Annotated in this window: 24 protein-coding genes; 4 read left to right on the top strand and 20 right to left on the bottom strand. The window is 66.9% G+C overall.

Annotated elements, in window-relative coordinates:
* Positions 1-111: 111 nt before the first annotated feature.
* A complete protein-coding gene (locus tag ACK41C_RS17785; RefSeq protein WP_409657034.1) occupies positions 112-2,148 on the bottom strand; it encodes a TonB-dependent receptor plug domain-containing protein in 2,037 nt (678 codons plus the stop codon).
* A gap of 304 nt (positions 2,149-2,452) precedes the next feature.
* On the opposite strand from ACK41C_RS17785, the gene ACK41C_RS17780 reads away from it, so the two are divergent.
* Positions 2,453-3,064 (top strand): PEPxxWA-CTERM sorting domain-containing protein, encoded by a 612-nt coding sequence (locus tag ACK41C_RS17780; RefSeq protein ID WP_409657031.1) that lies wholly within the window; start codon positions 2,453-2,455, stop codon positions 3,062-3,064.
* Between the two features lie 44 nt (positions 3,065-3,108).
* Here ACK41C_RS17780 and ACK41C_RS17775 read toward each other — a convergent pair whose 3' ends face one another.
* From ACK41C_RS17775 to ACK41C_RS17745, 7 genes are all read right to left on the bottom strand, one after another.
* Complete coding sequence (locus ACK41C_RS17775; protein WP_409657028.1) at positions 3,109-4,188, bottom strand: right-handed parallel beta-helix repeat-containing protein; 1,080 nt, start codon at positions 4,186-4,188, stop codon at positions 3,109-3,111.
* A gap of 62 nt (positions 4,189-4,250) precedes the next feature.
* Complete coding sequence (locus ACK41C_RS17770; RefSeq protein WP_409657025.1) at positions 4,251-4,943, bottom strand: SDR family NAD(P)-dependent oxidoreductase; 693 nt, start codon at positions 4,941-4,943, stop codon at positions 4,251-4,253.
* A gap of 17 nt (positions 4,944-4,960) precedes the next feature.
* A complete protein-coding gene (locus tag ACK41C_RS17765) occupies positions 4,961-6,133 on the bottom strand; it encodes an acetyl-CoA C-acetyltransferase (RefSeq protein ID WP_409657022.1) in 1,173 nt (390 codons plus the stop codon).
* Positions 6,134-6,234: 101 nt separating this feature from the next.
* Positions 6,235-7,173: a glycosyltransferase family 2 protein gene (locus ACK41C_RS17760; protein WP_409657019.1), complete on the bottom strand. Its 939-nt coding sequence runs from the start codon at positions 7,171-7,173 to the stop codon at positions 6,235-6,237.
* A gap of 24 nt (positions 7,174-7,197) precedes the next feature.
* Positions 7,198-7,719, bottom strand: a complete 522-nt coding sequence (locus ACK41C_RS17755; protein WP_409657016.1) for a GAF domain-containing protein — start codon at positions 7,717-7,719, stop codon at positions 7,198-7,200.
* 23 nt (positions 7,720-7,742) lie between these two features.
* Positions 7,743-8,672, bottom strand: coding sequence for a response regulator (locus tag ACK41C_RS17750; RefSeq protein WP_409657013.1), 930 nt, complete (start codon positions 8,670-8,672; stop codon positions 7,743-7,745).
* A 58-nt stretch (positions 8,673-8,730) separates the two neighbouring features.
* Positions 8,731-8,895, bottom strand: a complete 165-nt coding sequence (locus tag ACK41C_RS17745; protein ID WP_409657010.1) for a hypothetical protein — start codon at positions 8,893-8,895, stop codon at positions 8,731-8,733.
* A gap of 506 nt (positions 8,896-9,401) precedes the next feature.
* Here ACK41C_RS17745 and ACK41C_RS17740 point away from each other — a divergent pair.
* On the top strand, positions 9,402-10,046 hold the full coding sequence (locus ACK41C_RS17740; protein WP_409657007.1) for a PEPxxWA-CTERM sorting domain-containing protein: 645 nt from the start codon (positions 9,402-9,404) through the stop codon (positions 10,044-10,046).
* Between the two features lie 74 nt (positions 10,047-10,120).
* On the opposite strand, the gene ACK41C_RS17735 is transcribed toward ACK41C_RS17740, so the two are convergent.
* Entirely contained in the window at positions 10,121-10,432 is a 312-nt protein-coding gene (locus ACK41C_RS17735) for an acyltransferase (RefSeq protein ID WP_409657004.1), read from the bottom strand.
* 192 nt (positions 10,433-10,624) lie between these two features.
* On the opposite strand from ACK41C_RS17735, the gene ACK41C_RS17730 reads away from it, so the two are divergent.
* Positions 10,625-11,035, top strand: a complete 411-nt coding sequence (locus ACK41C_RS17730; protein ID WP_409657001.1) for an acyltransferase — start codon at positions 10,625-10,627, stop codon at positions 11,033-11,035.
* A 2-nt stretch (positions 11,036-11,037) separates the two neighbouring features.
* On the opposite strand, the gene epsI is transcribed toward ACK41C_RS17730, so the two are convergent.
* From epsI to ACK41C_RS17685, 9 genes are all read right to left on the bottom strand, one after another.
* Positions 11,038-11,739: an exosortase-associated protein EpsI, V-type gene (epsI, locus tag ACK41C_RS17725; protein WP_409656997.1), complete on the bottom strand. Its 702-nt coding sequence runs from the start codon at positions 11,737-11,739 to the stop codon at positions 11,038-11,040.
* Positions 11,736-12,623, bottom strand: a complete 888-nt coding sequence (gene xrtV / locus ACK41C_RS17720; RefSeq protein ID WP_409656994.1) for an exosortase V — start codon at positions 12,621-12,623, stop codon at positions 11,736-11,738. The genes epsI and xrtV overlap by 4 nt, the downstream gene beginning before the upstream one ends.
* Positions 12,620-13,336 (bottom strand): CpsD/CapB family tyrosine-protein kinase, encoded by a 717-nt coding sequence (locus ACK41C_RS17715; RefSeq protein WP_409656991.1) that lies wholly within the window; start codon positions 13,334-13,336, stop codon positions 12,620-12,622. The genes xrtV and ACK41C_RS17715 overlap by 4 nt, the downstream gene beginning before the upstream one ends.
* On the bottom strand, positions 13,333-14,682 hold the full coding sequence (locus tag ACK41C_RS17710; RefSeq protein ID WP_409656988.1) for a Wzz/FepE/Etk N-terminal domain-containing protein: 1,350 nt from the start codon (positions 14,680-14,682) through the stop codon (positions 13,333-13,335). Before ACK41C_RS17710 ends, ACK41C_RS17715 begins: the two co-directional genes overlap by 4 nt.
* A 20-nt stretch (positions 14,683-14,702) precedes the next feature.
* Positions 14,703-15,629, bottom strand: a complete 927-nt coding sequence (locus ACK41C_RS17705; RefSeq protein WP_409656985.1) for an SLBB domain-containing protein — start codon at positions 15,627-15,629, stop codon at positions 14,703-14,705.
* Positions 15,568-16,764, bottom strand: coding sequence for an outer membrane beta-barrel protein (locus tag ACK41C_RS17700; protein ID WP_409656982.1), 1,197 nt, complete (start codon positions 16,762-16,764; stop codon positions 15,568-15,570). The genes ACK41C_RS17705 and ACK41C_RS17700 overlap by 62 nt, the downstream gene beginning before the upstream one ends.
* Before the next feature lie 98 nt (positions 16,765-16,862).
* On the bottom strand, positions 16,863-18,086 hold the full coding sequence (locus ACK41C_RS17695; protein WP_409656979.1) for a Coenzyme F420 hydrogenase/dehydrogenase, beta subunit C-terminal domain: 1,224 nt from the start codon (positions 18,084-18,086) through the stop codon (positions 16,863-16,865).
* Positions 18,083-19,273, bottom strand: coding sequence for a polysaccharide pyruvyl transferase family protein (locus ACK41C_RS17690; protein ID WP_409656976.1), 1,191 nt, complete (start codon positions 19,271-19,273; stop codon positions 18,083-18,085). Before ACK41C_RS17690 ends, ACK41C_RS17695 begins: the two co-directional genes overlap by 4 nt.
* A gap of 7 nt (positions 19,274-19,280) precedes the next feature.
* On the bottom strand, positions 19,281-20,189 hold the full coding sequence (locus ACK41C_RS17685; RefSeq protein WP_409656973.1) for an EpsD family peptidyl-prolyl cis-trans isomerase: 909 nt from the start codon (positions 20,187-20,189) through the stop codon (positions 19,281-19,283).
* 270 nt (positions 20,190-20,459) lie between these two features.
* Between ACK41C_RS17685 and welK the strand changes: the two genes are divergently transcribed.
* Entirely contained in the window at positions 20,460-21,503 is a 1,044-nt protein-coding gene (gene welK, locus ACK41C_RS17680; RefSeq protein ID WP_409656971.1) for a beta-1,4-glucuronosyltransferase WelK, read from the top strand.
* A 26-nt stretch (positions 21,504-21,529) separates the two neighbouring features.
* Here welK and ACK41C_RS17675 read toward each other — a convergent pair whose 3' ends face one another.
* Positions 21,530-22,372 carry a hypothetical protein gene (locus tag ACK41C_RS17675; RefSeq protein WP_409656968.1) on the bottom strand — a complete coding sequence of 281 codons (843 nt, stop codon included), beginning with the start codon at positions 22,370-22,372 and terminating at the stop codon, positions 21,530-21,532.
* Between the two features lie 81 nt (positions 22,373-22,453).
* Positions 22,454-24,289, bottom strand: coding sequence for a right-handed parallel beta-helix repeat-containing protein (locus ACK41C_RS17670; protein WP_409656965.1), 1,836 nt, complete (start codon positions 24,287-24,289; stop codon positions 22,454-22,456).
* Between the last annotated feature and the right edge of the window lie 215 nt (positions 24,290-24,504).

Here is a 24,504-nt window from a genome sequence, read left to right as displayed (position 1 = left end):
CGACCTCCGCGGCGCGCCTTGCAGCCGACGGGATGCGCCAATCAGGCTGCACCGCCAAGGCGTTCCCACACCCGCAAACAAGCCGGCCAGGTTTCGCCGGCGGGGCGGCGGTCATCCAAAGATCCGCCGAAGTCTCAAGAAGAGCGCTTGGCCGTAGTCCAAGTCACGGACATCCACATAGGCGATCGGCGCGCTCGCCCGCGAACCGGCGTGCACCTCGCGGATGCGGGTGAAGCCGCGCTGAGTCAGGTTCTGCAGCTCGACGCGCAGCACCCACTCAGGTCTGGGCTTCATCTCGAGGAACGCCGTGACCCAGGGATCATACTTGCGGGTCTCCACCTCGGTGAGGCGGTAATAGCTCTCCCGGAACCCGCCGAAGAGGTCGAGCCCGACCGTCGCCTTCCACCGCGGCAGGTCCTGCGCATAGCGGACCTCCCATTCCAGTGGCCGAAGGCCGGAAATCTCACGGGTTTGGCCGGTGGTCGGATCGACCACTTCGGAATCGCGCATGGTCACGAGCGCCTTCACGGTCGCGCCCTTCACCTTGAGCCGCTCCAGCGGCAGGGCGAGGCTTAGGACGAGCTCGTCCTTGGTCCCCTCCCCGATGTTGGCGGGCCCATCGGCAAGCACCCCCGCCGCACCGATCGGAGCTCGGTCGATGACATCGGTCAGTTCGGCGTGGCGGAGCGTCAGGATCGCCGCGCCGTCGCCCCAGAAGCGGTGCTCGTAGGCGGTTTCGAAGATCCAGGCCTGTTGCGGCGAGAGATCGGGGTTGCCGGCCAGCACCACCCCTGTGCTGGCGACCGAGGAGGAGGCCACGAAGTCGTCGAAGTTGAGCTGGCTCACCTCGCGCTCAATCCGCGCCCGAAGCTGCTGATCGGCGGCCAGCGCCCAGGTGGCGGCCAGCCTCGGCTTGGTGAAGCTCAGTGATTTTTCGAGCACGACGTCGCCGCTCGAACTGATGGTCGAGGTCTCCTGGCGCAGACCGCCTTCCAGGGTGAGCGCCGCGGCCGGCCGCCAGGTGGCGAGGCCGAAGACCTCGGCGCGGGCCTCTTCGACGCGCACGTTAGCGGCCGGAACGGCGATGGCCGCGCCGTTCATGGTGAGCGCGGTCTTGGAGTCCAGCGTGTTGAACGCGCCCTCGACGCCCAGCTCAAGGGAGAGCGTCTCGCTCTGCCGACGCCGGAGATTGAGCCGGCCCACCGTTTCGGCGACCTGCTTGTCGGAAACGAAGAGCCGATTGACCGAGGCGGACTCAAACCGCGCAATGGTCTCGAGATTGTTCCATTGCTGGAAGGCCACCGCTTCCAGCGCGCCGATCGAGAAGCGACGGCTGAAGCGCGCGCCAGCTTCCGCCTGCAACCGGTCGGAGGTGATGTACTCATACTCGCCGCCCGCAGGCCGGATGAGGCGGTCGATGAGCTCGACGCTGGACCTTGTGTCCATATAGGCGCCGTTGACCCGCAGACGGCCGCGCGCGAGCGGCGTCTCGAAGGCGCCCAGCAGCCAGCGTCGCTCGCCTTGGGCGTCAGCGTCCACGTCGGAGGCGAGGATCTCCGCGCCCGTCGGTCCATAGCGACGACGGGGACCATCCCCCATGCTGTCGTCGGGACCCTTGCCATAGACGGTGGAGAGCTCGAGCAACCGCCCGTCCCAGCGCCACTGGCCTTCGGTGCGGAGCGCATTGAGGACGCGGCCGTCGCGCAAGGGATGGATGGAGTACCCGACGGCTCCGCGGGCGCCCGCCGCCTGCTTGCGCACGACATTGGCGATGACGGTTCGCCCCTGCATGTCGATGCCCGGCGCGCCCCCGCGGATCACCTCGATGCGGGCCACGGCGGCGAACGGGATCCGCTTGAGGATCTCTTCAAGCGTGTCGTTCTTCGAGACCGGCGGCTCGCCGTCGATCAGCACATTGCCGCCGGAGCCTGCGAGCCCACGCACCGCCGCGCCCTTGTCGAAGGAGAAGCCCGGCAGGCGCAGCACCATGTCGTGGGCGCTCGAAGGCGCCATCTCGGCGAAGAACTCCGGCGGATAGGCGATGAGACCGGACGAGTCGGCCTGAGCGGCCTGTGAAAGCGCGACGCCTGGAAGGCAACAAACGGCCGTCCAGGCCGCCGCAAAGGCGCTGACCATCCTCGTTTTCATGGAGCTCCCCATCCCCTGATGGAGAGCTTAGCGTCCCTGCCGTACTGGAATCCAGAACGAACGCCTCGGCGGATGCAAGAGCCGGGCAAGCGCGAGACGCGCCTCACGCGGAGTGGGGTCGACAATGTCGTGTCTGCAGCCGACTCGGGTTTCGCCGCCGAATTGTCGGGACGCGGCTGGTTAGGAGCTAGGCCTGCCGGTCGAAAAGGCGGACCGAGGCGAAGAGGTTGACGGCCATCAACCCTACCTTGACTTGCAACCTGAAAGTGCCACGCTTGCCATGCGGGGGTTGGAGGAGAGGATCGTGTTCAAGTTTCTTCGCGCGCTGTGCGCCGTCCCGTTGGCCGCCCTGCTCTGCGCAACGCCGGCCAACGCAGCTCAGATCGTTTCCCTCGACGTCTGGCCCCCCGACTCGAGCGGCGAGTTCCAGGTCTTCGGGGACTTCAACTGGCCTGGCGACGGTCAGAAGGCCTTGGCGAAGCTGGAGTTTGGAGGCCTCGAATTCCTCTACGGCGAGTATACCGGCTTGCTGGAGCAGCGCGTCACCTGGTGGGACGACGCGATGGGTGGGGTGACGGGCAACGAGTATCTGTACGCAGTCGACTGCTACCTCAGCGACGGCTGCATCAACATCGTGGCGCCCGGGCTAGCCTATGCGTGGCTGAAGACGCCGAGAGGCTTCAGCAAGCCATGCACGCCTGCCACGATCGGCGACTGCAGCGTCACCTATGAGCCGCAGTTCGGCAGCTTCTTCGGCGTCTTTCGCACGGCCAATGGCGACGACCCGATTCAGTTGAGCTTGACCATCGGCGACCCGATCGCCGTGCCGGAACCGGAGGCATGGGTCCTGCTCATCGCGGGCTTTGGCCTGATGGGTGCGGCGCTACGTCAGCGCCGTCGCGTGGGGCTCGCGTAGGATCTTGGCCGGCGAAGCCCCCCTTCGCCGGCCGCTCCTTCTGATCAGTCTGCGCCGCTGGCTTGTTTCCAGGCGGCATAGGCGGCGCGGCCGCCATCCCTTGCGGGCGGAATGATCCGGTTGCCGCGCTCGACGAGGCCGGCCACGCCGCCCTTCAAGTGCAGGAGCTGGACGGTATTGTCGGTGAGGACGGCGTTGCGGACGCTCTCCAGCCGAATCCATGACTTCTGATCTGGAAAGCCCACCACCAGGTTTCCCACGATCTCGATCTCGTCGCCGCCGTCGACCATGATCCCGTTGTAGAGCGTGCCCATAAGGGCGTTTCCGGCGATCCTCACCCGCTGATAGGGGAGCTTCTGCTGCTTTCCGTCCCGCAAGAAAACGCCCTGCATTGGCGCGCCTTGCCCGCGCGCGATCACATTGCCTTCGATGACGATGTCGCTTCCGGATCTGGTCGTATGGGTGGTCCATTGCTGGATGGCGTCCGGGTGATCGCCCGGCGCTGGGAAGAAGTCGCGGAAGTCGTTGCCGCGGATCACCAATCGCGCGTTTCCGCCGCCCCGCAGGCCATCGGTCTGGAGATTGTGGAAGCGGTTCTCGAGCACCTCCACGTCCGTGCAATCGAGGATCGTGAGCCCGTGCTGGGTCTGGTGGAAGGTCGAGCGCGACACGCCCACGCGCGTGCTCTCCCGGAGCATCAGGCCGCCCTTGCCTTTGAGGGGCGCTTCCGCCAGCGGGCCATGGACATTGAGACCGTGGAGCCGCACGTCCTGCGAGCGCATGACGACGAACTGGTTGGGCGTCCCTTCAGGCTGCACTTGGAAAGTGAGATCGCGGAAGGTCAGGCCGCGGGAGTTCCGGACGAGCAGATCGCGGAAGATCGCGCCCTGCCCCCGAATTTCGACGGGCCTGTCGAATTCGAACCCCTGAATCCTCACGCCCGTATAGACCCCCGGCGCCAGGACGATCACCTCGCCCGGCGAGGCGCGCTGCAGACGATCCAATAGCGCAGAGGTCGAGGCGACGCTGACCACGCCCGCCTGGGCGGCCTGCGGCCTGCCGCAACCCGGGGCGAGGCTGGCCGCCAAAATCGAAAGGACGATCACGAAGGCTCGGGCAGTCATGGGGCGAGGTTATCAGAGCCCCGGCGCCCAATCCAAATCCGATGCGGCCGCCGGGCGCCGCGTCAAGTCCGCCCCGTCACCGGCACGAGCGCCCCCGTCACGGCGCGCGCCTCTTCCGAGGCCAGGAACAGCATCACCTGCGCCAGGTCCTCCGGCGCCACCCAGGCGGAAAAGTCGGCCTTGGGCATGTCGGCCCGGTTGGCGGGCGTGTCGAGGATCGAGGGCAGGACGGCGTTGACGGTCACCCCGTCGGCCTTCAGCTCCTCGGCCAGGCTCTCGGTCAGCTTCTGCACGCCGGCCTTGGAGGCGGCATAGGGGCCCATGCCGAGCGAGGCCTTGAGCGCGCTGGCCGCGCCGACATTGACGATCCGGCCCGCGGCGCTGCGTTTCAGATGCGGGATTGCGGCGCGACAGGCGTTGGCCGCGGTCGCCACATTGATCCGGTACATGGCGTACCAGCTGTCGGCCGTGCTATCGGCGACGGTCTCCCATCGAAAGCCGCCGGCGATGTTCAGGAGAGCATCGAGTCCGCCGAAGCGGTCGACGACTGCATCGATCGCAGCGCCGGCGGCGACCGCGTCGGTCAGGTCGACCCCGCCCAACATGATCGCTTCGGGCCCGCAGTCGGCCAGGGCCTGGGCGTGCGGGGCGTGGTCGATCAGGGCGATGCGCGCGCCCTTGGCCGCCGCAGCCCGTGCGACGGCCGAGCCCAAGACGCCGGACGCGCCTGTGATGGCGAAGATGCGTCCGGCCATGGGTCTTCCCTAAGTCCTCAGAGTCGCTCGACGATGGTGACGTTGGCCATACCACCGCCTTCGCACATCGTCTGCAACCCGTAGCGGCCGCCGCGCGCCTCGAGCGCGTTGAGCAGGGTCGACATCAGCTTGGTGCCCGAGGCGCCCAGCGGGTGGCCGAGCGCGATGGCGCCGCCATTGACGTTGATCTTCTCCGGATCGACGCCCAGCGACTTGATGTAGGCCACGGGCACGGAAGCGAAGGCCTCGTTCACTTCGAAGAGGTCGATGTCGTCGACGCTCATGCCGGCCTTCTTCAAGGCCCGTTCGGTGGCCGGAAGCGGCGCCTCCAGCATGATCACCGGGTCGTGGCCCAGGATCGACAGGTGGTGGATCCGGGCGAGCGGCTTCAGGCCGTGCTCCTTCAGCGCCTTTTCGGACACGACCATGACGCCCGAGGCGCCGTCGCAGATCTGGCTGGAGGAAGCCGCGGTGATCTTGCCGCCTTCGCGCAGCAGCTTCACGCCCTTGATGCCTTCGAGGCTGGCGTCGAAGCGGATGCCCTCATCGACCGTGTGGAGGGTCTTGTTGCCCTCGGCGTCGGTGATCTCGACCCCGACGATCTCGTTCTTGAAGGCGCCGGCCTGGGTCGCGGCGATGGCGCGCTGATGGCTGCGGTAGCTGTACTCGTCCAGGTCGTCCTTGGTCAGGCCGTACTTCTCGGCGACCATTTCCGCGCCCATGAACTGCGAGAACTGGATTCCGGGATAGTGCTCCTCGGTCCAGGGGCTCTTGGGATGGCCGAAGCCGTTCTGGGCCGGCAGGGCGACCGACAGGCCCATCGGCACGCGGGTCATGCTCTCGACGCCGGCGGCGATCACCACGTCCATAGTCCCGCTCATCACGGCTTGAGCAGCGAACTGCAGGGCCTGCTGCGACGAACCGCACTGGCGGTCGACGCTGGTGCCGGGCACGCTTTCCGGAAGCTTGGAGGCCAGCACGGCGTTGCGGGCGATGTTGGTGGCGTGCTCGCCGACCTGCATGACGCAGCCCATCACCACGTCCTCGACCCCGGCCGGGTCGACGCCCGTGCGGTCGACGAGGTCGTTCAGCACCACCGCGCCCAGATCGACCGGGTGCCAGTCCTTCAGTTTGCCGCCCTTCCGACCGCCGGCCGTGCGGGTCGCCGCAACGATATAGGCTTCCGCCATGGTTCCGCTCCCTTTGCAGATGGCGCGAGATTTCGCGCGTCGGAACGGAGATTTAGGGACGCGACGCCACGTAAGCCAACGGGGTTTACGTGCGCGTGAAGTCAGGTGCGCGCCGGCAAGCCGTAGTACTTCAGCTTGAAGGGCCCGAACCAGAGCGTCTTGCCGAGCCCGCGCGCCGCCCGGTCGAGGGCGAAAGCGTAGTCGGGAGATCGCATCAGCCACTTCCCTCCGGCGACAAGGCCGAAGACCGCGGCCTGGACGACCCCCTGCCCCATCCAACCGACCATGCCAAGCCAGTCTCGAGGCTCGGCCGCGGCGCAGGCCGCCGACGGCCCCTGGCCATAGCCGAAGGCCCGGACGATGGCGTAGCGCAGCGACAGCCGCGAAGGGACCGGGTCCTCCCAGACCCAGGCCTCCGGCGCCCAGGCGAAACGGGCGCCGCGCGCCTGCATCTGGGCGAAGAGCAGATCGTCCTCCCCGCCGATGAAGTTGCGGTCGGCGGCGAACGGGCGGTCCGGATCGGGCAAGGCCGCCCGGCGCAGGAGGCTGTTGCCGCAGCCGTAATAGTGGTCGATCGGTCCCGCCGCTTCCGGCCCTTCGCGAGAGAAGAAGCGCTCCAGATAGGACCGGTGGCGCACGACCGATGCCGGCGCACGACCCCGCACCGGACCAAACACAACATCGGCCCCGCAATCGGCCTGAACCGCCAGCAGGGCGGCGAGCCATCCCTCCCCCGCCTCCTCGTCATCGTCCAGAAAGGCGATCAGCGGCGCTTGCGCCTTGGCGAGCGCGCTGTTGCGGGCGTTGGCGACGCCGGGCGAAGGCTCATGCACATATGCCACGGGGAACGGCGCTTCGGCCGCCAGTCCGGCGACGGTGTCGCGCGCGGACGCGGCCGGATCGTTGTCGACCACCACCAGTTCGAGCGCACCCGCCGAAACGCCGGTCTGCCGGAAGAGTGAGCGCACGGCGGTGACGAGCCCTTCCAGCCGGCGCTGGGTGGGCACGATGAGGCTCACATGAGGCGGGTTCCGGCTCATGCCGCAACCTTAAGCAGGCGCGGGTTAGGGAATGGTGGACCGGTCGCCGGTCCCGGCGAAGGCGTGGCGCAGGATCTCTTCCAGCCACCGGGCGTCGGTCTCGTCGAAGGCCTCGGGTTCCGTCGCATCCACGTCGAACACGGCGATCAGCGCGCCCTCGCCGTCGAACACCGGAACCACGATCTCGCTGGCCGAGCGGACGTCGCAGGCGATGTGGCCGGGGAAAGCGTGGACGTCCGGCACGAGCTGGGTCTGGCGGGTTTCCGCCGCCGCGCCACAGACCCCGCGGCCGAAGGCGATGCGCAGGCAGCCGAGCGTGCCCTGGTACGGGCCGACCACCAGTTCGCGATCGCGGTCCGGGTCGACCACGTAGAAGCCGGCCCAGAAATAGTGGTCGAACGCCGACGCCAGCATGGACGCGATGGTCGCCATCCGCGCCACGCGGTTCGGCTCGCCGTCGAGCACGGCGGCGATCTCCTGCGCCACCGCGGCGTAGCGCTCGGCCTTGGCGGCGGGCAAGCTCATGTCGTTGAAGGCTTCGGCCATGGGCGGCCGATATAGGGCGGTCTTCAGGCCGCCGCCACCCGCCGCAGCATGGTTTTCATCGCCACCATCCGCTCCAGGTCCTGGGCGAGCTTGGCCGCCGTGGCCTCGTCCAGCGCCTCGGTCTTCAGGAGGGCGCCAATGGTTTCGAAATGCGCCTCGATCACCTCAGGATCGCAGGCGTCGGGCCCGCCCATGGCGTCGACATAGGCGAGCATTGACAGCGAGGCGCGCTCCACCGCCCGGTCGCGCACCTGGCGAGCGCGGAACGTGGTGTGCTGCATCACGCGATAGATCATCTGCAGCGTGGCGCGGTCGACGCCGCCGCGGGCGGCCACCAGCCGGCGCATCGCCTCGAGCTCCACCCCGATGGTTTCGCGGGCCTGGTCGCGCTCGACCCCGTCGGCGACCTCGTCCGGATCGCTCGTGCGGCGAAGCGGACCGGAATAGTTGAGCTCCACCCGGCGGCGGCGGTCCGGACCCACATAGGCTTCGCTGATGATGAACGGCCGGGGCTTGGTCAGCACCAGCTGGATGCGCGAGAGCAGCGCCGCCGGCGTGAACGGCTTGATGACGAACTCGTTGACGCCGGCCAGCCTGGCGATGTGCACGTCGCGCACGCTGCGATCGGCGGTGACCATCACGATCGGCACCTGGGGATTGGGCACCCGCGGATCGGCATGGATCGCGGCCCGGCGGATCGAACGGGTGAACTCCAGCCCGTCCATGTGCGGCATCTTGGAGTCGGTGAAGATGATGTCCGGATGGATGGCGCTCAAGAGGTCGCGGGCGCGCAGCCCGTCGGAAGCGCCGTGGACGTGTTCGACGCCGGCCGCCCGCAGCACGTCGGTGACCAGGCGTACGGTCATGGCGTGGTCGTCCACCACCAGCACCTTCAGGCGCGAGACGTCGGCAGGCGTGAGATTGGAGCTGGGGAGTTGGCGGCGCGGGCTCATGCGCGAAACGTCCTTCGAGGCGTTCGCCGAACATGACTTCAGCGCATTGAAATAGGGTTTATGGGGGCCGCTGACGCCGGGGAGGCCGCGGATAGTCGTCGGGGAAATAGTCGGCGTAGAGCGCCCGACGCCGGCGGCGGCGCAGGCGGCGGGCGACCCGCCAGGCAGGCCCGGCCGCCAGCAGCGCCAGAAGCCCAGCCGCAAGCAAGAGGATGATTTCCAAGGCGACGACCTTAAAGACGGTGGCGTGACGACCCTACGACCCCTCGCCCAAACGGCGACGGCTGTTTCGGGTTCCAGGGGCAGCATAGGCGGGATTTGCGCCAGACTATGGCGCCGCGGGCGCCGGCGGCGCAGTGGGGCGACGAGGCCGAAGGCAAGGCCACGCTGGTGAATCTTCAGGGTTTACGAAGGCTTAATCGGACCGCCGAAGTAAGACCAGCGCCGCGACCGGCTGTCGCACTTCGAAGTGATAGAGCACTCGGGCCGGAAATGCTCACAATGCGCGAGCGTTCAACTTGGGGATCGACCGACGTCGATACCGTCGACAGATTCTTCTATTGGGCGAGTTTTTATCTTCCAGGACGCGAATTGCTTCTTGATTTAATCATGCCCAAAGCCGAGGCAAACCGGATTCCCGCCCCAATTTGCGCTTTTTTGCTTTGAGGTTCGGTGAACGCCGGTTAAGAATGCCGCCGTCTACGTCTTTCCACTTCAAGGGGCATCCGCATGAAGATGGTTACCAACAAGCTGGCGCTGACGGCGGCCGTCGCGGCGCTCGCCTTCTCGGCTGGCACGGCGGCGAACGCGGCCGTGACCTTCTCGTCCACCGCTTTCGACGCGCCCGTCGCACCGGGCGAAACGATCGTGATGGACTTCGACTTCCCGGCGGCGCCCGGCTACTCGATCTCGGGCGGCGCGGTCACCACCGGCAACATCCCGAACGTCGCCGCCGCTCCGGCCGGCGACGGCACGGCCTACTACTACGTCACGGCCGAGGCGAGCCCGGCGGAACTCAACTCCGCCAAGCTGCTGAAGTCGCTGAGCCTCTACATCGGCTCGATCGACGACTACAACACGATCGCCTTCTATAACGGCGCGAGCCTGGTCGGCAGCTTCTCCGGCATCGACTTCGGCCCGCCCGCCAATGGCGACCAAGGCGCCGCGGCCACCAACCGTCGCGTCTATTTCGACTTCGGCGGCGACTATGTGAACCGCGTGGTGTTCACCTCGACCCAGAACTCCTTCGAGTTCGACAACATCGCGGTGGCCGCCATCCCCGAGCCCGGCACCTGGGCTCTGATGATCTCCGGTTTCGGCCTGATGGGCGCCGCCCTTCGCCGCCGCCGGGCGACCGTGGGCGCCTTCGCCTAAGTCGCACCGACCATTGCTCTCTCTTTGAAGCCGGCGAGGCGACTCGCCGGCTTCCTTGTTTCGAGCGCCCGGGATTACCGCTTGGGTTTCCACATGCGACGGCTGTTGTCGTCCGCACCTTCCAAGCGCCCGTACTTGCCGACGACGATCCCGCTGCGGATCACCCGCGCCGGATTGCCGCCCACGATCGAACGCGGCGGAACGTCGTCCATCACCACCGCCCCTGCGGCTACGATGGACTCGTCGTGGATCGTGACCCCCGGCATGATCGTGCTGCCGCCGCCGATGAAACAATGACGGCCGATCCGGACCGGCTTGACCTCTCCCGTCACGTCGTCGCGCGTGTAGATGAAGGTCTTGAACGCGATCAGCGTCTCTTCGCCCACGGTGATGGATCCGCGGGCCGCCGGCGACATTCGAGCCGAGAGTGAGAGGGTCACACTGGGATGCAACTCGACACCCTGAATGGCGCCGAGAACACGCCGTCGGGCGCCGATGAGAAGCCTTCGAAACCTTCTTAGGCTATTCAATGAATTCAGTGGCATCTATGCCTGCGGGACGATGAACGAACCAAGCTGATGAGTAAGACTGCACCCCTTCATAACACCCTGCAGAAGAAAGCGCTCGCCTGGTTCCAGGGGCTTATCCGAAAGTATGTCTGGGGCATGGACATTCACCCCAGCACGCAGATCGCGACAACCGCGCTCATCGACAGGACGTGGCCACGAGGCATCCATATCGGCGCGGATTGCAGTATCGGGGAGCATGTCGTCGTCCTCACCCACGACATGACGCGCGGCGTCTATCTCGACACTCGCATCGGCGATCGCAGCGTTCTCGGCGCTCGAGCCATCATACTGCCGGGCCTGACTGTCGGCGCCGACAGCCTGGTCATGCCGGGCGCCGTCGTTACTCGGGACATGCCGCCGAACTCCATCGCGATCGGAAACCCGGCCACCGTGGAGCCGCGCCCGTCGGCGGCAGGCTGACGTCAAACCTGCTGGGCAAGCGCCCTGGCGCGCTTGCTGCCGATCAGGGCGTCGCGCCCCTCCGCCGGCGTTGAGAGCACCAGCGCCGGAACGAAGGCTTGCAACAGATCAAGTGTCGCGTCCGGGCTCGAACCGATGGCGGAAAAACGCGCCAGCAACCCGTCGGGCACATTTCCTTCCATGGCCGTACGCAGACGGTCGCGGCGCTGTTCGCCGGAGTTTATCGGCAAGTACTCGCCCAGGCGCGTCCAATAGACGATGCTTTCGCGCCGCCCAGGCGCATCCGCCACAAGCCTGCGCCCCGGAATCGAGACGTCCTGCGCAAGCGGGATGTCGGTCGGCTGATTGGACGAAAGCGTGAAGCCGAAAGCCGGATAGCAGCTCTCGGGGCGATGGAGCTGCAGGGCGTCGGTGTTCCGGTCCCCGTGGGCCATCAGAACCATGATCTGGGCGCCGGTTTCACCGTTCACGTAAACCCGCTCCACCATCTCGTTGTAGAGGCGGTCTGCGAGGCTGCCTTCGATTTTCGGCGCGACCAAGCCGCCGACGTCCTGGGATGTCCAATCGCCGAACGCCCGCGGAACGATCTCGTTGAGCGACCGATCACCCAACACCGAGATTTCATGGCGAGGCTTCAGGCCATATGCCGCCGCCGCAGCGACCAGGCAGCCGCCGCCAATCAGAAGCTCGCGGCGGCCGATCATGCTTCGCCCCTCCTTATTCGCCGCCATCCGGCGTGGATCGCCTTGTCCAGGGCGAAGACCAGGAGCAGCGCCGTCGCAAACAGGAACAGGCCCGCCAGCTCATGCGAAAAGCCCTGCGCGACGCCATCGCCAAAGAAATAGGTCAATAGGATCAGGACGATGATGCGGAGGATGTTGGCCAGAACCGCGATCGGCACCACCAGCAGCGCAAGCAGAGCGGCGTACGCAACCGACGTCCGGTGCATGAGGTAGATGTAGAGAAGGCTGATCGCCATGAGGCCGATGAGCGAATTGACCCCCGAGCACGCATCTTCGACGAGGAGCTGGTACTGCGCGACGAAGATCGTCACGCCCTCTCGCGCCAGCGGAATCCCCACCACTTCAAGCGGCCCCGTCGCCGCATAGGAGACGAAGTGCTTCAGCGGCGCCGTGATATCGTCGATCAGCCACTGCGGCGGGGGGATCGCAAAGGCCAGGTAGAAGAACGGAAACCAGTTCCGCAGCATCGACCGCAGGCCGACGAGGCTGTGCAGAATCGCCAGGCCGACGCCGTAGAGGCCGGCCGTCTCCAGGCTGATGAAGTCATAGGCGCGGCCGAAGACGTAGACGGCGATCGACGGCAGAAACAGCAGGGCCGTCACCGCCGGGTTGCCGCGGACGCCCTCCTTGCGGAACTCCTCGGTCTGGCGCCACAGCAGCCAGGCGCCCGTCGCCAGAACGATCGGACCATGGGCGCCGAACTCCCGGTTCCAAACTTCGTCGGCCAGAGCCAGAAAGGTCGGGACCGCAAGGACGGCGAAACCCAGCGCAAGGGGCCAGCCGCCTTTCAGAGTGAGATCGAACCGCCTCGTCCGTTCCGACACTGCCCCCGCCATCGGCGTCATGCTTCGTTCAGGACCGAGCCGACCACATGGACGTGGTCCCCCTCGAGCTCGCCGACCAAGGTCTTGACGTCATCGATCAGGCTGCGGTTCCGGCGGGCTACGACCAGGGCATAACCCGCGACATTGCCGATCCGCCGGGCGTCGGCGCAGAGATTGGCCGGCGGCGTATCGACGATGGTCATATCGTAGTCGCGCATGCAGACCTCCATGAGGTCTTCGAAACGCGAACTGGCCAGCAATTCCTGCGGATTGGAGGCCGGGCCGCCGGCGTGCAGCACTGAGAGATTGGGGGTCACCTCGGCCTCGATCGCCTCGCTTATGTCCATATCGGCGGACGCAAGGAACTGCTGCAGGCCGATCGAAGACCGCACGGGGCGTATGAGGCCATCCACCGCCGGCCGGCGCAAATCCCCGTCGATCAGCAGGGTCTTAAGGCCGATCTGCGAAAGCGCGACGGCGAGGTTGGCGGCCACGAAGGTGCAACCGACATCGATGCTCGCACCGCAGATGGCCAGGGCGCGCCGACCGCCCTGCACGTGCTGAGTCATGATGTAGGTGCGCAGAGCCCGTATCGCCTCGGCTCGCGCGCCGGCCGGCTCGGAGATCATGACGAGCTCGTTCGAGAGCGCCGGCGCGACGCTGGCCACGGCTACGAGGCTGCGGGCGGAGTCCGCCTGGCCTCGGCGTTTGATCGGTGCGACGGCGGCGGTCATGCGGCGCTCCTGGAGGCGTCGGGCGGGGCGAGACGTAGCCGTGAAGGCCCCGGAAGGCGGAAGAACGAGCGGCGCGAAGCCGGCGGCGCGATGACGGTGAGCACCGGGGCCCCGAGACCTTGAAGGTCCTCAACGCCGCGCACACGGCGTCCGAAGAGCTCCACCAGCAGCGCGACCAGCAAGCCCATGGCGCCGCCGAGGCCGACGGATCCGAAGATGATCAGCGGCTTGTTGGGGAAAACCGGGCTCTGTGGCATGACGGCGGCGCCCAGCGGCGTCAGGCCGGTCTCGGCGATGGCGGCTTCCTGCCGCAGGGCGGCGGCGCGGGCTGTCGTCTTGTTGAACTGGTCGCGAAGAATGTCGACCTCCGCCTGAAGCTGGCTCAGCCGCTCGACCTTGTCCCGCTGCGCGATCACGCGCGCCCGTTGCGCCGCCATAGCGCGGTCCATGGCCCCTGCGCTGGCCGCCGCCGCGCCCGCTTGAGCCCGTGCGGCCGCTTGTTCCTGAGCGGCCAGAGCCGCGACGGAGGCCCGTTGCGACCGCATTTGCTGCAGTTCCGGGTGGTTCGGCCCCAGCGTCTGGGACGCCTGGGCGATCATGGTGTCGAGCTGGGCCAGTTGCATCGAGGCGGCGGAGCTGGGCGGCGCCACCGTCACGATGGGCGGAATCGCCGATTGCCCAGCCAGCGCCGCCAGGCGCGCACTGTCGACATCGGTATTGTCGGCCTGAAGGACGATGCCGGTTTCCTTTTCGAAGGCGGTTTTTTCAGCTTCGGCCTTGGTGAGGGCTTCGCGCGCCTTGTCGGACTGTTCGTCGTACCACTCGGCGGTCCGGGCGGCGTCTTCGCGGCGGAAGGCGAGGCTCGCATCGATATAGGCCTTGCGAAGCGCGTCGGCGATGATCTGCGCATCCCGCGGCGAAGGCCCGCGGAAGGTGATCTCGAGGATATTGCTGCCTTCGACGACCTTCACGCTGGTGCCGTCGATGATCCGCTGCGCCACCCACCGACGGAAGTCGCGCGTATCGGTCGCGGGGCGGCTCTGATACTGAGCGATCAGGTTGGGATCGGACAGCCAGCCGAGCTCATCCACCACTTGCCCAGCGACGGAGTAGTCGCGGATCAGGCTTCGCTGGGTGGCGATATAGCCCCGGGCCGCCGCGTTGGCGATCACCTGTCCGGTCACCGGGTCTGGGCGGAGCAGGTTCAGCAGGATGCGGGAATTGGCTTCGTACCGCGGCGGCACCAGTTGGATGACGACGAGGGCGCCGAGGAAACAACTGATCGTCGCCGCGACGATGATCAGCCGTCGCGCCCAGAGGATCCGCAGGAATTGGATGATGCTCATGCTATGGATTCCAGGCGGCGCTAGAAGAGGCGTTCGCCGACGTTGATGATGTCGCCGGGCTGGACTTTACTGTCCAGGTCGACCCGTTTGAGCTTCTCTCCGCCGCGGGTGACCTGAACCCGGCGCTCCGAGCCCAGTTCTGTAATCCCGCCCGCCCGGGCGATCGCCATGCGGAAGGTCATGTCCGAGTTCATCGGAACGGCGCCCGGAGACCGGACCTGGCCGGAGAGGTAGATGATCTCGGCGGTCGGCGCGAAGATCTTGTCCCCGGCCGAGACATAGGGGTCATCCTCCGCGCCACCCATGGCCATCGTCTTCAGGTCGATCCGACGCTCGGCGCCGTTCTCAGGGCGGATGATCACGTGGTCCGCGCCGTCGGTCCGGACGCCGCCGACCCGGGCGATGATCTCCGAGATGCGATAGGCGCGATTGATCGGCACCAGGCCAGGATTGTTCACGGCCCCCAGCACGGTCACGTATCGGCTGGCGTAGCCGACGACCTCGACGCGCATCACTGGCCGATTGAAATAACCCCCGGCCTCGAGCGCGCGCGCGATCTGTTCACCGAGCTCCCGCGAGGTCCGGTTGGCGGCTTCGACATCGCCCAGGAACGGAAGCTGGATCTTGCCGTCTGCACCGATCCGGGCCCGCGTCCGGAAATCGGCGCGCCCGAGAACCTCCACCTCGACGACGTCGTCCGGCCCCAGGATATAGTTCTGTTCGGGGGCTGCCGCTTCGGTCTCCGCGGCCTGCGGCGCGATCGGGGGCGCAACTTGCCCGGCTGGCGTCTGCGCCCACGCCGAGCCGGCCGCCGCGATGGCGAGGCACAGCGGCATGACAACAGCTGCAATCGAGGATCGGAAACCCATTACCTTCTCCAGCACGTCAGAGCTTGGCGACCAATGAGAGCCCCACCCGGTTGGCCGTGTAGTCAAACCCAGGAACATTAGCATCGCGTTCCTCCTGGGTCGCATCCAGCTTCACGGCGAAACGCCGGCCGATATCGACGCCGACGGAACCGAAGACGCGCCTGATCTCCTCTTCGGTCACCGAAAAGGTCGGCGTGAGGGCCGCGCCTTCGTAATCCGCCTTGGAGTAAGACGCGCCGAGCCCGAGCTTGATGCGCGACCCCATCGCATACGTACCTTCAAGACGATAGCTATCCTCGACCGAATAAGCGGTTTCGATGCGGTTCGAAGGCGTCACTTCGCGGGCGAACGCCAGGGCCATCTGCAGGCGATCGGAGGATCGGAACGTGATATCGGCGCTGTAGTTCGCGCCCTGAAAGTCATCGACTGCGGGGCTTTCCGGTTCAACCGAGATATAGCTAGCCGAGACCGATCCCTGCAGCCGCGCGCCAAGCCTGCGCGTATAGCGAACGCCGGCGCCGTGGCGTTCGTACCCGTCACGGACGAATCCGGCGCCCGCCGGCACGAGGCGATTATCGTACTTGATCTTGCCGTAGCTGCCGAAAAGGTTGAGCTCACCGAAGGTCGGCCGCTGATAGACCACGCCCGCGACGGCCATGAAGTCGGTATAGTCGGCGGTGACGCGGGAGCTTGCGCTGTTGTCGGCCCACTTCTGGGTCGCTGAGGCCATGACGCCGAGGCCGGCCTGACGGCCGCACACCGCATCCACGCCTGCCGAAGTGATCGTTTCCATGTTCTCCACGGTGAGCAGGGTGAGATCGCGAAGGTCGCTCTGCTTGCGATCATAGCCGCCCACCAGACTTCCGCGGCAGGGGCCGAAGCCGGTCTGCAATCCGCCTTGAAGGCCGATCCGCTCGCGATTCAGCTGATCGTTCTTGTTGTAGAACTCGTATCCGACGGCGCCGTTCAGGAACACGGCCTGGCGACCAAACGGCTGCACGATGTTCGCCCGGACGCTGGGACTGAAGATCCAGTCCTCACGCTCCACCCCGCGCAGCGCCGCCACCGCGGCGTTGGATCGCGCGACATTGGTGTCGTAGACGCCACGCGCTTCGAGCTCGAGGTCGAACTGCCGCGTCGCCTGCGCATGGGCCGCGCCGGCGGCAAGCAGCATTGCGATGGTCGAGCAACCGAGAAGTCCGCCGTAACGCATCCTCATCCCCCAAGTTCGGCCCGTCGGCGGGCGATTTGCCAATCTGCGCGATATAACCATCTGCTTGCGGGCGAGAGAATGTCTCATCTTGGGCGACTTCACCGCCGCCCCTGCAAGATCCGTCGCACCGTACCCAGAAAGTCCTTCAAGGTCTCGCGGCCCTGCGCGCGTCGAGCCGCCTCGGCGACCGAGAGGTCCGCCATTTCCGGGCAGGGCTGCAGCATCGCCTTCACACCGGCGGTGCGCGCCTGGATCAGACGTTTGCGACGGGCCTGGGATGGCTGCATGGCGTCGATCTCGTCGACCGGCAGCGGCTCGACGGCCAGGGCGCCCGCCGAAACGGCCGCTTCCAGGTGGGCTTCCCCTCGCGCCGTGCGGGCGACGATGAGGCTGCGGCCGGCCTGCTCCTCGAAACTCGGATAGCCGGCTTCATCGCCGTACCAGGCGTCGGCGCAGGCGATGTCGGCGACGCCGCCGACCGCGTCGGGGCAGATCTTGCAGCGGAACTGCACCTCCTTGGAGAGGTGCCCGCCCCAGCTGTCGGCATAGCTCATCTGCGCCTGACGCCCGTCGCGCAGGGTGGCGGTCGCGAAACCGGGCCACCCCTCCCCCCGATACCGGAACGCGACAACCTCCTGCGGCGCGCAGCCCATGGCCGCCAGAACCCGGTCTGCGCCGTTGTGACTCGGCACCCCGGCGCAGAAGAAGGACAGCATCAGCGGCACGTGAGCTTCGACCCGGGGGTCGACGCGGCCGAGCCGGCGCAAGGCCGAAACGTCGCAAGGCTTGCCGATGAAGGCGAACCGGCCCCCGTCGGACAGGATTCCATTAATCTCGGCCAGCGGCGAGGAGGCGGCGTAGCGCGATCCGGCGCCGGCGATCACTTCGGCCTCGGACGTCGAGCAGACGACGATATTGCGGGTCGGGCGCTGCGGATCGGCCGCCACGTGAACCACGCGGTCCACAAGCCCGCTGCGCAGGGCGTGAAGAGCCAGGGCCGTGACCGCCCCGCCCGAGGACGCCCGGTGACGCAGCGCCTCGTCGGTCGAATGGCCGGTGGCGACGCGCCTCCAGGGACCCCAGTAGGGATGCAGGTTCGGAGCCTTGCCGGTCCAGGGTTCGACCCTGGATCCCGGGCAGGCCTCGGCCACCATCCGTTCGGCCGCCGGCGAGAGCGGACCGGGTCGGCTGGGGCGCGCATAGCCCGGGGCGACGGTGGTCATCTCGATCTCACCGCCCGAGAGCGAAGCGCAGAGGCCGCAGCCGGTGCAGAGCTGGCCGCGCAGGACCCGCGCGACAGTCGGGGACTCAGGCCCATTCACGGCGCGGCCTCCGCGAAGAGCGTGCGAAGTTCCCGGCGATAGGCCTCGAGCAGGCCGTCCACGCGGCTCATTCCCTGGGTCGCGGCGACGGCGAGCTCGGCCCGGCGCTCCAGGGCCTCGTTCAGGAACGCCAGGGCCCGGTCTGTGGACATACCGGTCACCGGCACCATCCAGGCATAGTCGAGCATGCCGAAGAGGCCTGCGAACTTCCGGCTGTAAGCCACAGGAACCACTGGCGTTCCCGCCGAATAGGCGGCGATGCAGGCGTGCATCCGCCCGGCCGTCAGGAAGTCGAGGCTCGAGATGTACGACTTGGCCGCCTGAGGGCTTTCGAAGTCCGGCACCCGGATCGCACGAGGGAATTCCCGCGCCAGCTCATCGGCCGCCCAGCCGTCGTCGTCGGCGCCGCTGGCTTTGCCGTTGGCGTGGGTCAGAAGGTGGATCTCGATGTCGGAGCGCCCGGATAGTCCGCCGATGAAGCGCCGCATCAGCTCGCCGTAGTCGGCCTCCAGGCCGAAACGGTTGCGGCCGGAGTGGGCCTCGCCCAACAGCAGGCCGGAGACATTGACGCCGACCCTGAGCTTGCCCGCCGCTCCTCGCTCGGAGCTACGGTCCTCGTAGGGCATGGCGAAGGCGACATCGACGGAGAGCACGCCCCGGGCCCGCGGCGCCAGCTTCCGGAGAAACTTGAGCGAGGTCTCGTCGCGCGCCACCACCGCGCGCGCGCGCTCCAGGGCCATGCGAGCGAGCTGAACGTATGGGGTCTTCGTGAACGGGCCGATCGTCTGGGGCGAGAGCGCCAGCGGCACGCCGCGGGCATAGGCGATCATCTTGGTCAGCCACAGAAAGCCAAAACGCTTGGGCCCATAGATGTCGGCGAAGCTGTCGCCGGCTCCGATGTCGAGGATGCAATCCTGGGCGCCCAGCACCCGCCAGCAGCCGGACGGCGAAAGCAGGGAGCGACCGTTCACGGAAAAGAGGCCCGCCTCGCCCTCTGTTACGTAGCGGGCGTCGGCGTCCTGCATCCCGACGATGGTGAACTGCGGCTCGAGGCCGAGTTCCGCCGCGACCTGGCGCGCCAGGGCCAGATTGGCGACCGTCAAGGCGCCGACGCCGAGGTTCCCGGAGTTCGGCGAATGCCAAAGCAGCCCGACCCGGATCGGCCGGGCTGTACGCAACTCGGTCACGCGATCCTCAGGCCTTCGGCGCCGGCGGCTGTTCGCCCTTGGACGGGGCCGCCTTCGGATCGGCGGCCTTGGGCGCCGGCCCCTTGGCGGGCGGAGCATAGGCCTTGTTGTAGCGGACCTCGCCCTCGGCCTGTTTCACCAGAGCGGCCATCTGCTTCATGACCGCCTCCTGGGTGCGCTGGTTCTTCAGGAGGTTGATGGCGTGCTGGACCGCCGCCTCGCCGGTGTACGGCTCGACCCGGGTCTCGCGCACGCGGTTGATCAGCACCACCTGACCGGTCGGCAGCACGAACACCTCGCCCGGCGGCAGGGCGACGATCGCCTGGACCAGCTGCGACGGGATCGTCGTGGCGTCTAGGGTGTCGACGCCCTTCTGATAGTTGATCCCCTTGGCGCGCAGCATGGCCTCGACCTCGTCGAGGGTCTTGAGCGGCTCGAAGTCCTTCAACTCAGCGGCGCTGCGCGGGCGGAGAATACGAATCTGGTCGATCTGGAAGATCTTCCGCTCGGCGTACATGTGCGGGTTTTCCGCCATGAAGCGCCGCGCCTCGTCGGGCGTCGGGGCCGGCACGGAGTCGGCGATCTTCTTCTGCAGCGCGTTGGCGCGCAGCGCCTCCATCGCCCGCTGCTCCTGCAGGGCGAAGTCGGGCGTCTTGTCCAGCTTCTGCTCCTTGGCGGCCGCGGCGATGATCTTGCGGTTGACGATCGCCTGCAGGGCCTGTTGCTCGGCGGCCTTGCGCGCCTCCGGCGTCGGCAGGTTCGCGCCCTGCAGCTCGGCCTGCAGCTCGCGCAGGGTGATCTCCTGGCCCTCGACCGTGGCCACCACCTGGCCGGTCGGCTCTTTGCCCTTGGAATTGCACGCGCCGAGCGCCAGGCAGGCCGCCAGCACCAGACCGTACCGATAGTCGAATTTCATCGTTCCCCCGCCTCGGATTGAAACGCGCCTTCGCGCCCGACACAGACATGAGCAGAAACGGCGCCAAGCGACCACCGGTCACGAAGCTGCGCTTTATTAATCGTCACCGCTTAGTCGAGTCGCACGCGCTCTAACCTAGAGCGCGAGTATAGAGGCCTGCGATGTCGCCGCCAAACAGTTGTGAAAGAGGCGGAAATCGGGCTAGGCGGGAGCCGGCTCGCCGCCCCCCGACCAGGGCCGCCGATTGCGCATGAACTCTCGGAGCGAACATTGAGCAGTCACGACGAGGCGAGCCTGGGGTCGACTTCGAGGTTGCGCATCTGCCTCGCCGGCTCGGGAGGCGGCCACGTGCGCCAGCTCCTGGACCTGGAACCGGCCTGGGCGCCGCACGACCACTTCTTCATCACCGAAGACACCGCTCTTGGCCGCAGCATTGGCGAAAAGCATCGGGCCCACTTCGTCGCCCATCTGGCGCTCGGCCAGGCCCGCCTGGGCTCGCCCCTGAAAATGCTGGGCGCCGCCGTCCGCAATTTTGTCCAGACCGGCAGGGTGATGCTGTCGGAACGGCCGGACATCGTGATCACGACCGGCGCCGGCGCCGTCTTCTTCTCCGTGGTTTGGGCGCGCCTGACGGGCGCGCGGGTGGTGACCATCGAATCCTTCGCGAGGTTCCACCGCCCATCCGTCTTCGGGCGCATGGCCGCGCCCCTCGCCCATCACAAGGTCGTCCAGTCGGCCGCGCTGGCAGGGGTCTGGCCCGACGCCTCGGTCTTCGACCCGCTGCGGCTGCTCGATACGCCGCGCCCCCCGAAACAGTCGCTTCTCTTCGCCACCGTCGGAGCGATCCTGCCGTTCGATCGCCTGGTGGAGATGGTGGCCGAACTGAAGGCGGCGGGCGAAATTCCCGAGCGGGTGGTGATCCAGACCGGCGCCGGAGGCGCCGCGCCCGAGGGGATCGAGACCCACGAAACCCTCGGCTTCGAGGAAATCCAGGCCCTGCTCCGCGACGCCGACATCGTGGTGTGCCACGGCGGGACGGGTTCGCTGATCACCGCACTCCGTCAGGGATGCCGCATCGTTGCGGTCCCTCGCCTCTTCGCCCACGGCGAGGTCTATGACGACCATCAGGCCGAGATCACCAAGGCGTTCGCCGAACGCGGCCTGATCGGGGTGGCCAACACGAAGGATGAGCTCTCCGCCGCACTGAAGACGGCGCGGGCGCGCGAGCCGGTATCGGCCACGAGCGATCCGAAGGAGCTGATCGCCTACCTGGAGGCGCTGATCTCGAGACAGACGCCGAGACGGCGCCGGTAGGGCCGGGTCGCAGCGTCCCGGCGCGATCAGGCGGGCGCCAGGTCCCCCAGCTTCACGAAGTCCTGCGCGCCCAAGCCGGCCATGCGGTCGGCGATCTTGGTCAGCGCGCCGCGCTCCTTGTCGTAGCAGGCGTGATGGAGCATGAAGCCGACGGCGTCGTTCTTGCGCCGGGCGCGTCGCACCTTGGCCTCGAGATCGTCCGGCTTGATCGAGATGGATCTGCCGTTGTCGACGGCGATCGAGATCGACCTCTCGAAAATCTCGGCCTCCGGCCGGACCGCGCCATTGTAGGAAATGCCCCGCCCCTGGATGCTGCTGAGCCCCACGCTTCGCCCCATCGAATAGACGAACTGATGGATGCCGGTGGCATAGTCGGCGGCGGAAAAGACGCGGTGACCGGCCTTCGCGGCGGCGGCGACCGTGTCGCGGTTGTACTTATGCTGCGGCGGCGTGAACACCTTCACCGGCGCGCCCTTCAGACGCTCGTCCAGAAGACGCTTCCCCTCCAGGATGTCCTCGAACTGCTGCTGCGCGCTCCGCTCCGGCCCGAACTCCCGCTTGACCATCCGGCCGCCGGGCAGCTCGAGACAGTGGCGCAGCCCATGCTGACCGAATTCGATCAGGTCCGGATGCGCCCGCTGCACGCCGAGAAGATACTCGGCGCATTCCTCCGTGAGGCGGGCCGGTATGATCTGGTAGCTGACCGGTATTCTTCGGGAGACGAACAGCTCGACGAAAAATACCAGCGCGTCGGTCAAGTCTCCGATGTCGTCGTCGCGAACGAAGTACACGCCGGAGTTCATCGATGTGCTCGCGGAAAGAGGGCGTTCGCCATGGCTCCAGGGACTTAGCGGCGCGGAAGGCGCCACCCCATATACCCGGAGCCCGGATCCGGACAACGTCCGAAGCCGAATGGCGAGCGCCTCAAGGGCGCGAGGCCGCGCCCCGCCTCAGCCGGCGACGATCCAGCCGGCCTTCAGGGCGGACATGTCCACACCCACCAGGACCATCTGGTCGCCGCCGCCCAGGTTGACCACCGTGTCGGCGCCGACCTGGCTGACGGTGTAGGACTTCACGCCGGTCAGGAGGATCTTGTCGCCCTCCTTCTGGGAGAAATCCATCACCCGGTTCACGCCGAAGCCGTTCTGCATGTTGAAGGTGTCGGCCCCGGCGCCGCCCCAGAGCACGTCATTGCCCAGGTCGCCGCTCAGGTAGTCGGCGCCGTCGCCGCCGTACAGCACGTCGTCGCCCTGGCCGCCCATGAGGATGTCCTTGCCGGCGCCGCCATGGATGGTGTCATTGCCGATATTGCCGGCGATGCGATCGTCGCCCTCGTCGCCGTAGAGCAGGTCATCGCCATCCTCGCCGAAGATGTTGTCGTGACCCTTGCCGCCCAGCGCGGTGTCGGCGCCGGCGCCGGCGTAGACGGTGTCGTTCCCGGCGTTGCCCTGCAGCATGTCGTCGCCCGCATCGCCGCGGACGAAGTCGTGGCCGTCGCCGCCGGCGATGGTGTCGTTCCCGTCGCCGCCGGAGAGCTGGTTGGCGGCCGAATTGCCCGTCAGGACATTGTCCAGGGCGTTGCCGAAGCCGTTGATCGGCTTGCTGCCGGTCAACTCCAGGTTCGCCTCATTGGTGCTCAGGGTGTAGGTGGCGCCGGAATAGATCGTGGCCGTCACCGGCGGCGGAGCCGGCGCGGGGGCCGGTTCGGGCGCGGGGGCCGGTTCGGGCGCGGGGACTGGTTCAGGCGCCGGCGCCGGCGCGGGAACGGGTTCGGGTTCGGGCGCGGGCGCAGGCGCAGTCGCGGGTTCCGAGGCGATCGGCTGCGTCACGACCGTGCCGGGCGCGACGGCCAGGTTCAGGACGTTCGAGCTCTCAATGAGGTTCGTCACGTCCTTATAGAGGTAGGTCAGGGCGGCGTTCGACTGAACGACGGCGCCGTCGACTTCTTCCAGACGGATCCAGGTCTTCATGTCCGTAAAGGACGTGAGGCTGTTGTTCACGATCGAGACGTTCTGGCCGCCCTGGATCATGATGCCGTTGTACATCGTCCCGACCAGGACGTTGTTCTCGATGGTCACATTGCGGAACGGCAGAGCCCCGGTCGCGTCGCGCAGGAAGATGCCCTGCATGTACGCGCCGTTCCCTCGCTCGATCACATTGCCGGACACCACGATGTTGGTGACCGAAACGGTCACGTTCGTCGTCCAGAACTGGATCGCGTCCGGGTGGTCTCCCGCCGCGGGATAGAAGTCGGTGAACTTGTTGTTCAGGATATAGACATTGGACGACCCGCCGCCGCGGATGCCGTCAGTCTGCAGATCGTGGAAGTAGTTCCCCTCGAAGACCAGGTTGTTGCTGTCGAGGTGATTGATCCCGTGCTGTTGCTCGTAGAACTCGCTGTTCTTGATCGTGATCCCGTCGCTTTCCCGGATCAGGAAGCCCAGCTTGTCGTCCGCCGGATTGCCATTCTTGGACCCGTGGACGTCGAGCTTGTTGAAACTGATGTCCGACGTGCGCGTCAGACGAAAGGGATAGAGGTCCGTACCCGCCTCGCTCGAGAACTCCAGCGTATCGAAGCGCAACCCGCTCACGTTGGTGAGATTGAGCCCGCTGATCGTGGCCGGGGTCGAGGGATCCATCGAGGTGATGGTCACGCCGCCGAAGGCGCCGGTCTTCAGCACCAGGGCGCCATAGTCGCCAGGCGCCAGGGCGATGACATCGCCCGGCTTGGCGAGTTTCAGCGCAGACGCCAGACCGGCCGCGCTGTCGGCAAAGATCGTGGACACGTTAGATACCTCCGACGCCCATGGGAGAGAAGACGAACGCCTCCTCGAACCCACCCCTTCACATGTTGGAGTTTTTACCCCAGCCGAACTAAGTCGCACTTAAGGGGTGTGGTTAATTGTTTAATACTACCACTGATTAATCGTAGATTTACTTGGCGACAATCGCGCAATACGTCGCACTTCCAAATTATTACCAAGCTTAACCATAATCGGTT

Source organism: Phenylobacterium sp. (genome assembly GCF_046290725.1).
Classification (GTDB): Bacteria; Pseudomonadota; Alphaproteobacteria; order Caulobacterales; family Caulobacteraceae; genus Phenylobacterium.
The sequence above is the reverse complement of the archived record's forward strand: the minus strand, read 5'-3'. Positions and strand labels throughout refer to the sequence as shown.

Coding starts and splice junctions, on each gene's coding strand:
- ACK41C_RS17785 (WP_409657034.1), bottom strand. CDS start 2,148: ATGAAAACGAGGATGGTCAGCGCCTTTGCGGCGGCCTGGACGGCCGTT.
- ACK41C_RS17775 (WP_409657028.1), bottom strand. CDS start 4,188: ATGACTGCCCGAGCCTTCGTGATCGTCCTTTCGATTTTGGCGGCCAGC.
- ACK41C_RS17770 (WP_409657025.1), bottom strand. CDS start 4,943: ATGGCCGGACGCATCTTCGCCATCACAGGCGCGTCCGGCGTCTTGGGC.
- ACK41C_RS17765 (WP_409657022.1), bottom strand. CDS start 6,133: ATGGCGGAAGCCTATATCGTTGCGGCGACCCGCACGGCCGGCGGTCGG.
- ACK41C_RS17760 (WP_409657019.1), bottom strand. CDS start 7,173: ATGAGCCGGAACCCGCCTCATGTGAGCCTCATCGTGCCCACCCAGCGC.
- ACK41C_RS17755 (WP_409657016.1), bottom strand. CDS start 7,719: ATGGCCGAAGCCTTCAACGACATGAGCTTGCCCGCCGCCAAGGCCGAG.
- ACK41C_RS17750 (WP_409657013.1), bottom strand. CDS start 8,672: ATGAGCCCGCGCCGCCAACTCCCCAGCTCCAATCTCACGCCTGCCGAC.
- ACK41C_RS17740 (WP_409657007.1), top strand. CDS start 9,402: ATGAAGATGGTTACCAACAAGCTGGCGCTGACGGCGGCCGTCGCGGCG.
- ACK41C_RS17730 (WP_409657001.1), top strand. CDS start 10,625: ATGAGTAAGACTGCACCCCTTCATAACACCCTGCAGAAGAAAGCGCTC.
- epsI (WP_409656997.1), bottom strand. CDS start 11,739: ATGATCGGCCGCCGCGAGCTTCTGATTGGCGGCGGCTGCCTGGTCGCT.
- xrtV (WP_409656994.1), bottom strand. CDS start 12,623: ATGACGCCGATGGCGGGGGCAGTGTCGGAACGGACGAGGCGGTTCGAT.
- ACK41C_RS17715 (WP_409656991.1), bottom strand. CDS start 13,336: ATGACCGCCGCCGTCGCACCGATCAAACGCCGAGGCCAGGCGGACTCC.
- ACK41C_RS17710 (WP_409656988.1), bottom strand. CDS start 14,682: ATGAGCATCATCCAATTCCTGCGGATCCTCTGGGCGCGACGGCTGATC.
- ACK41C_RS17705 (WP_409656985.1), bottom strand. CDS start 15,629: ATGTTCCTGGGTTTGACTACACGGCCAACCGGGTGGGGCTCTCATTGG.
- ACK41C_RS17700 (WP_409656982.1), bottom strand. CDS start 16,764: ATGCGTTACGGCGGACTTCTCGGTTGCTCGACCATCGCAATGCTGCTT.
- ACK41C_RS17685 (WP_409656973.1), bottom strand. CDS start 20,189: ATGAAATTCGACTATCGGTACGGTCTGGTGCTGGCGGCCTGCCTGGCG.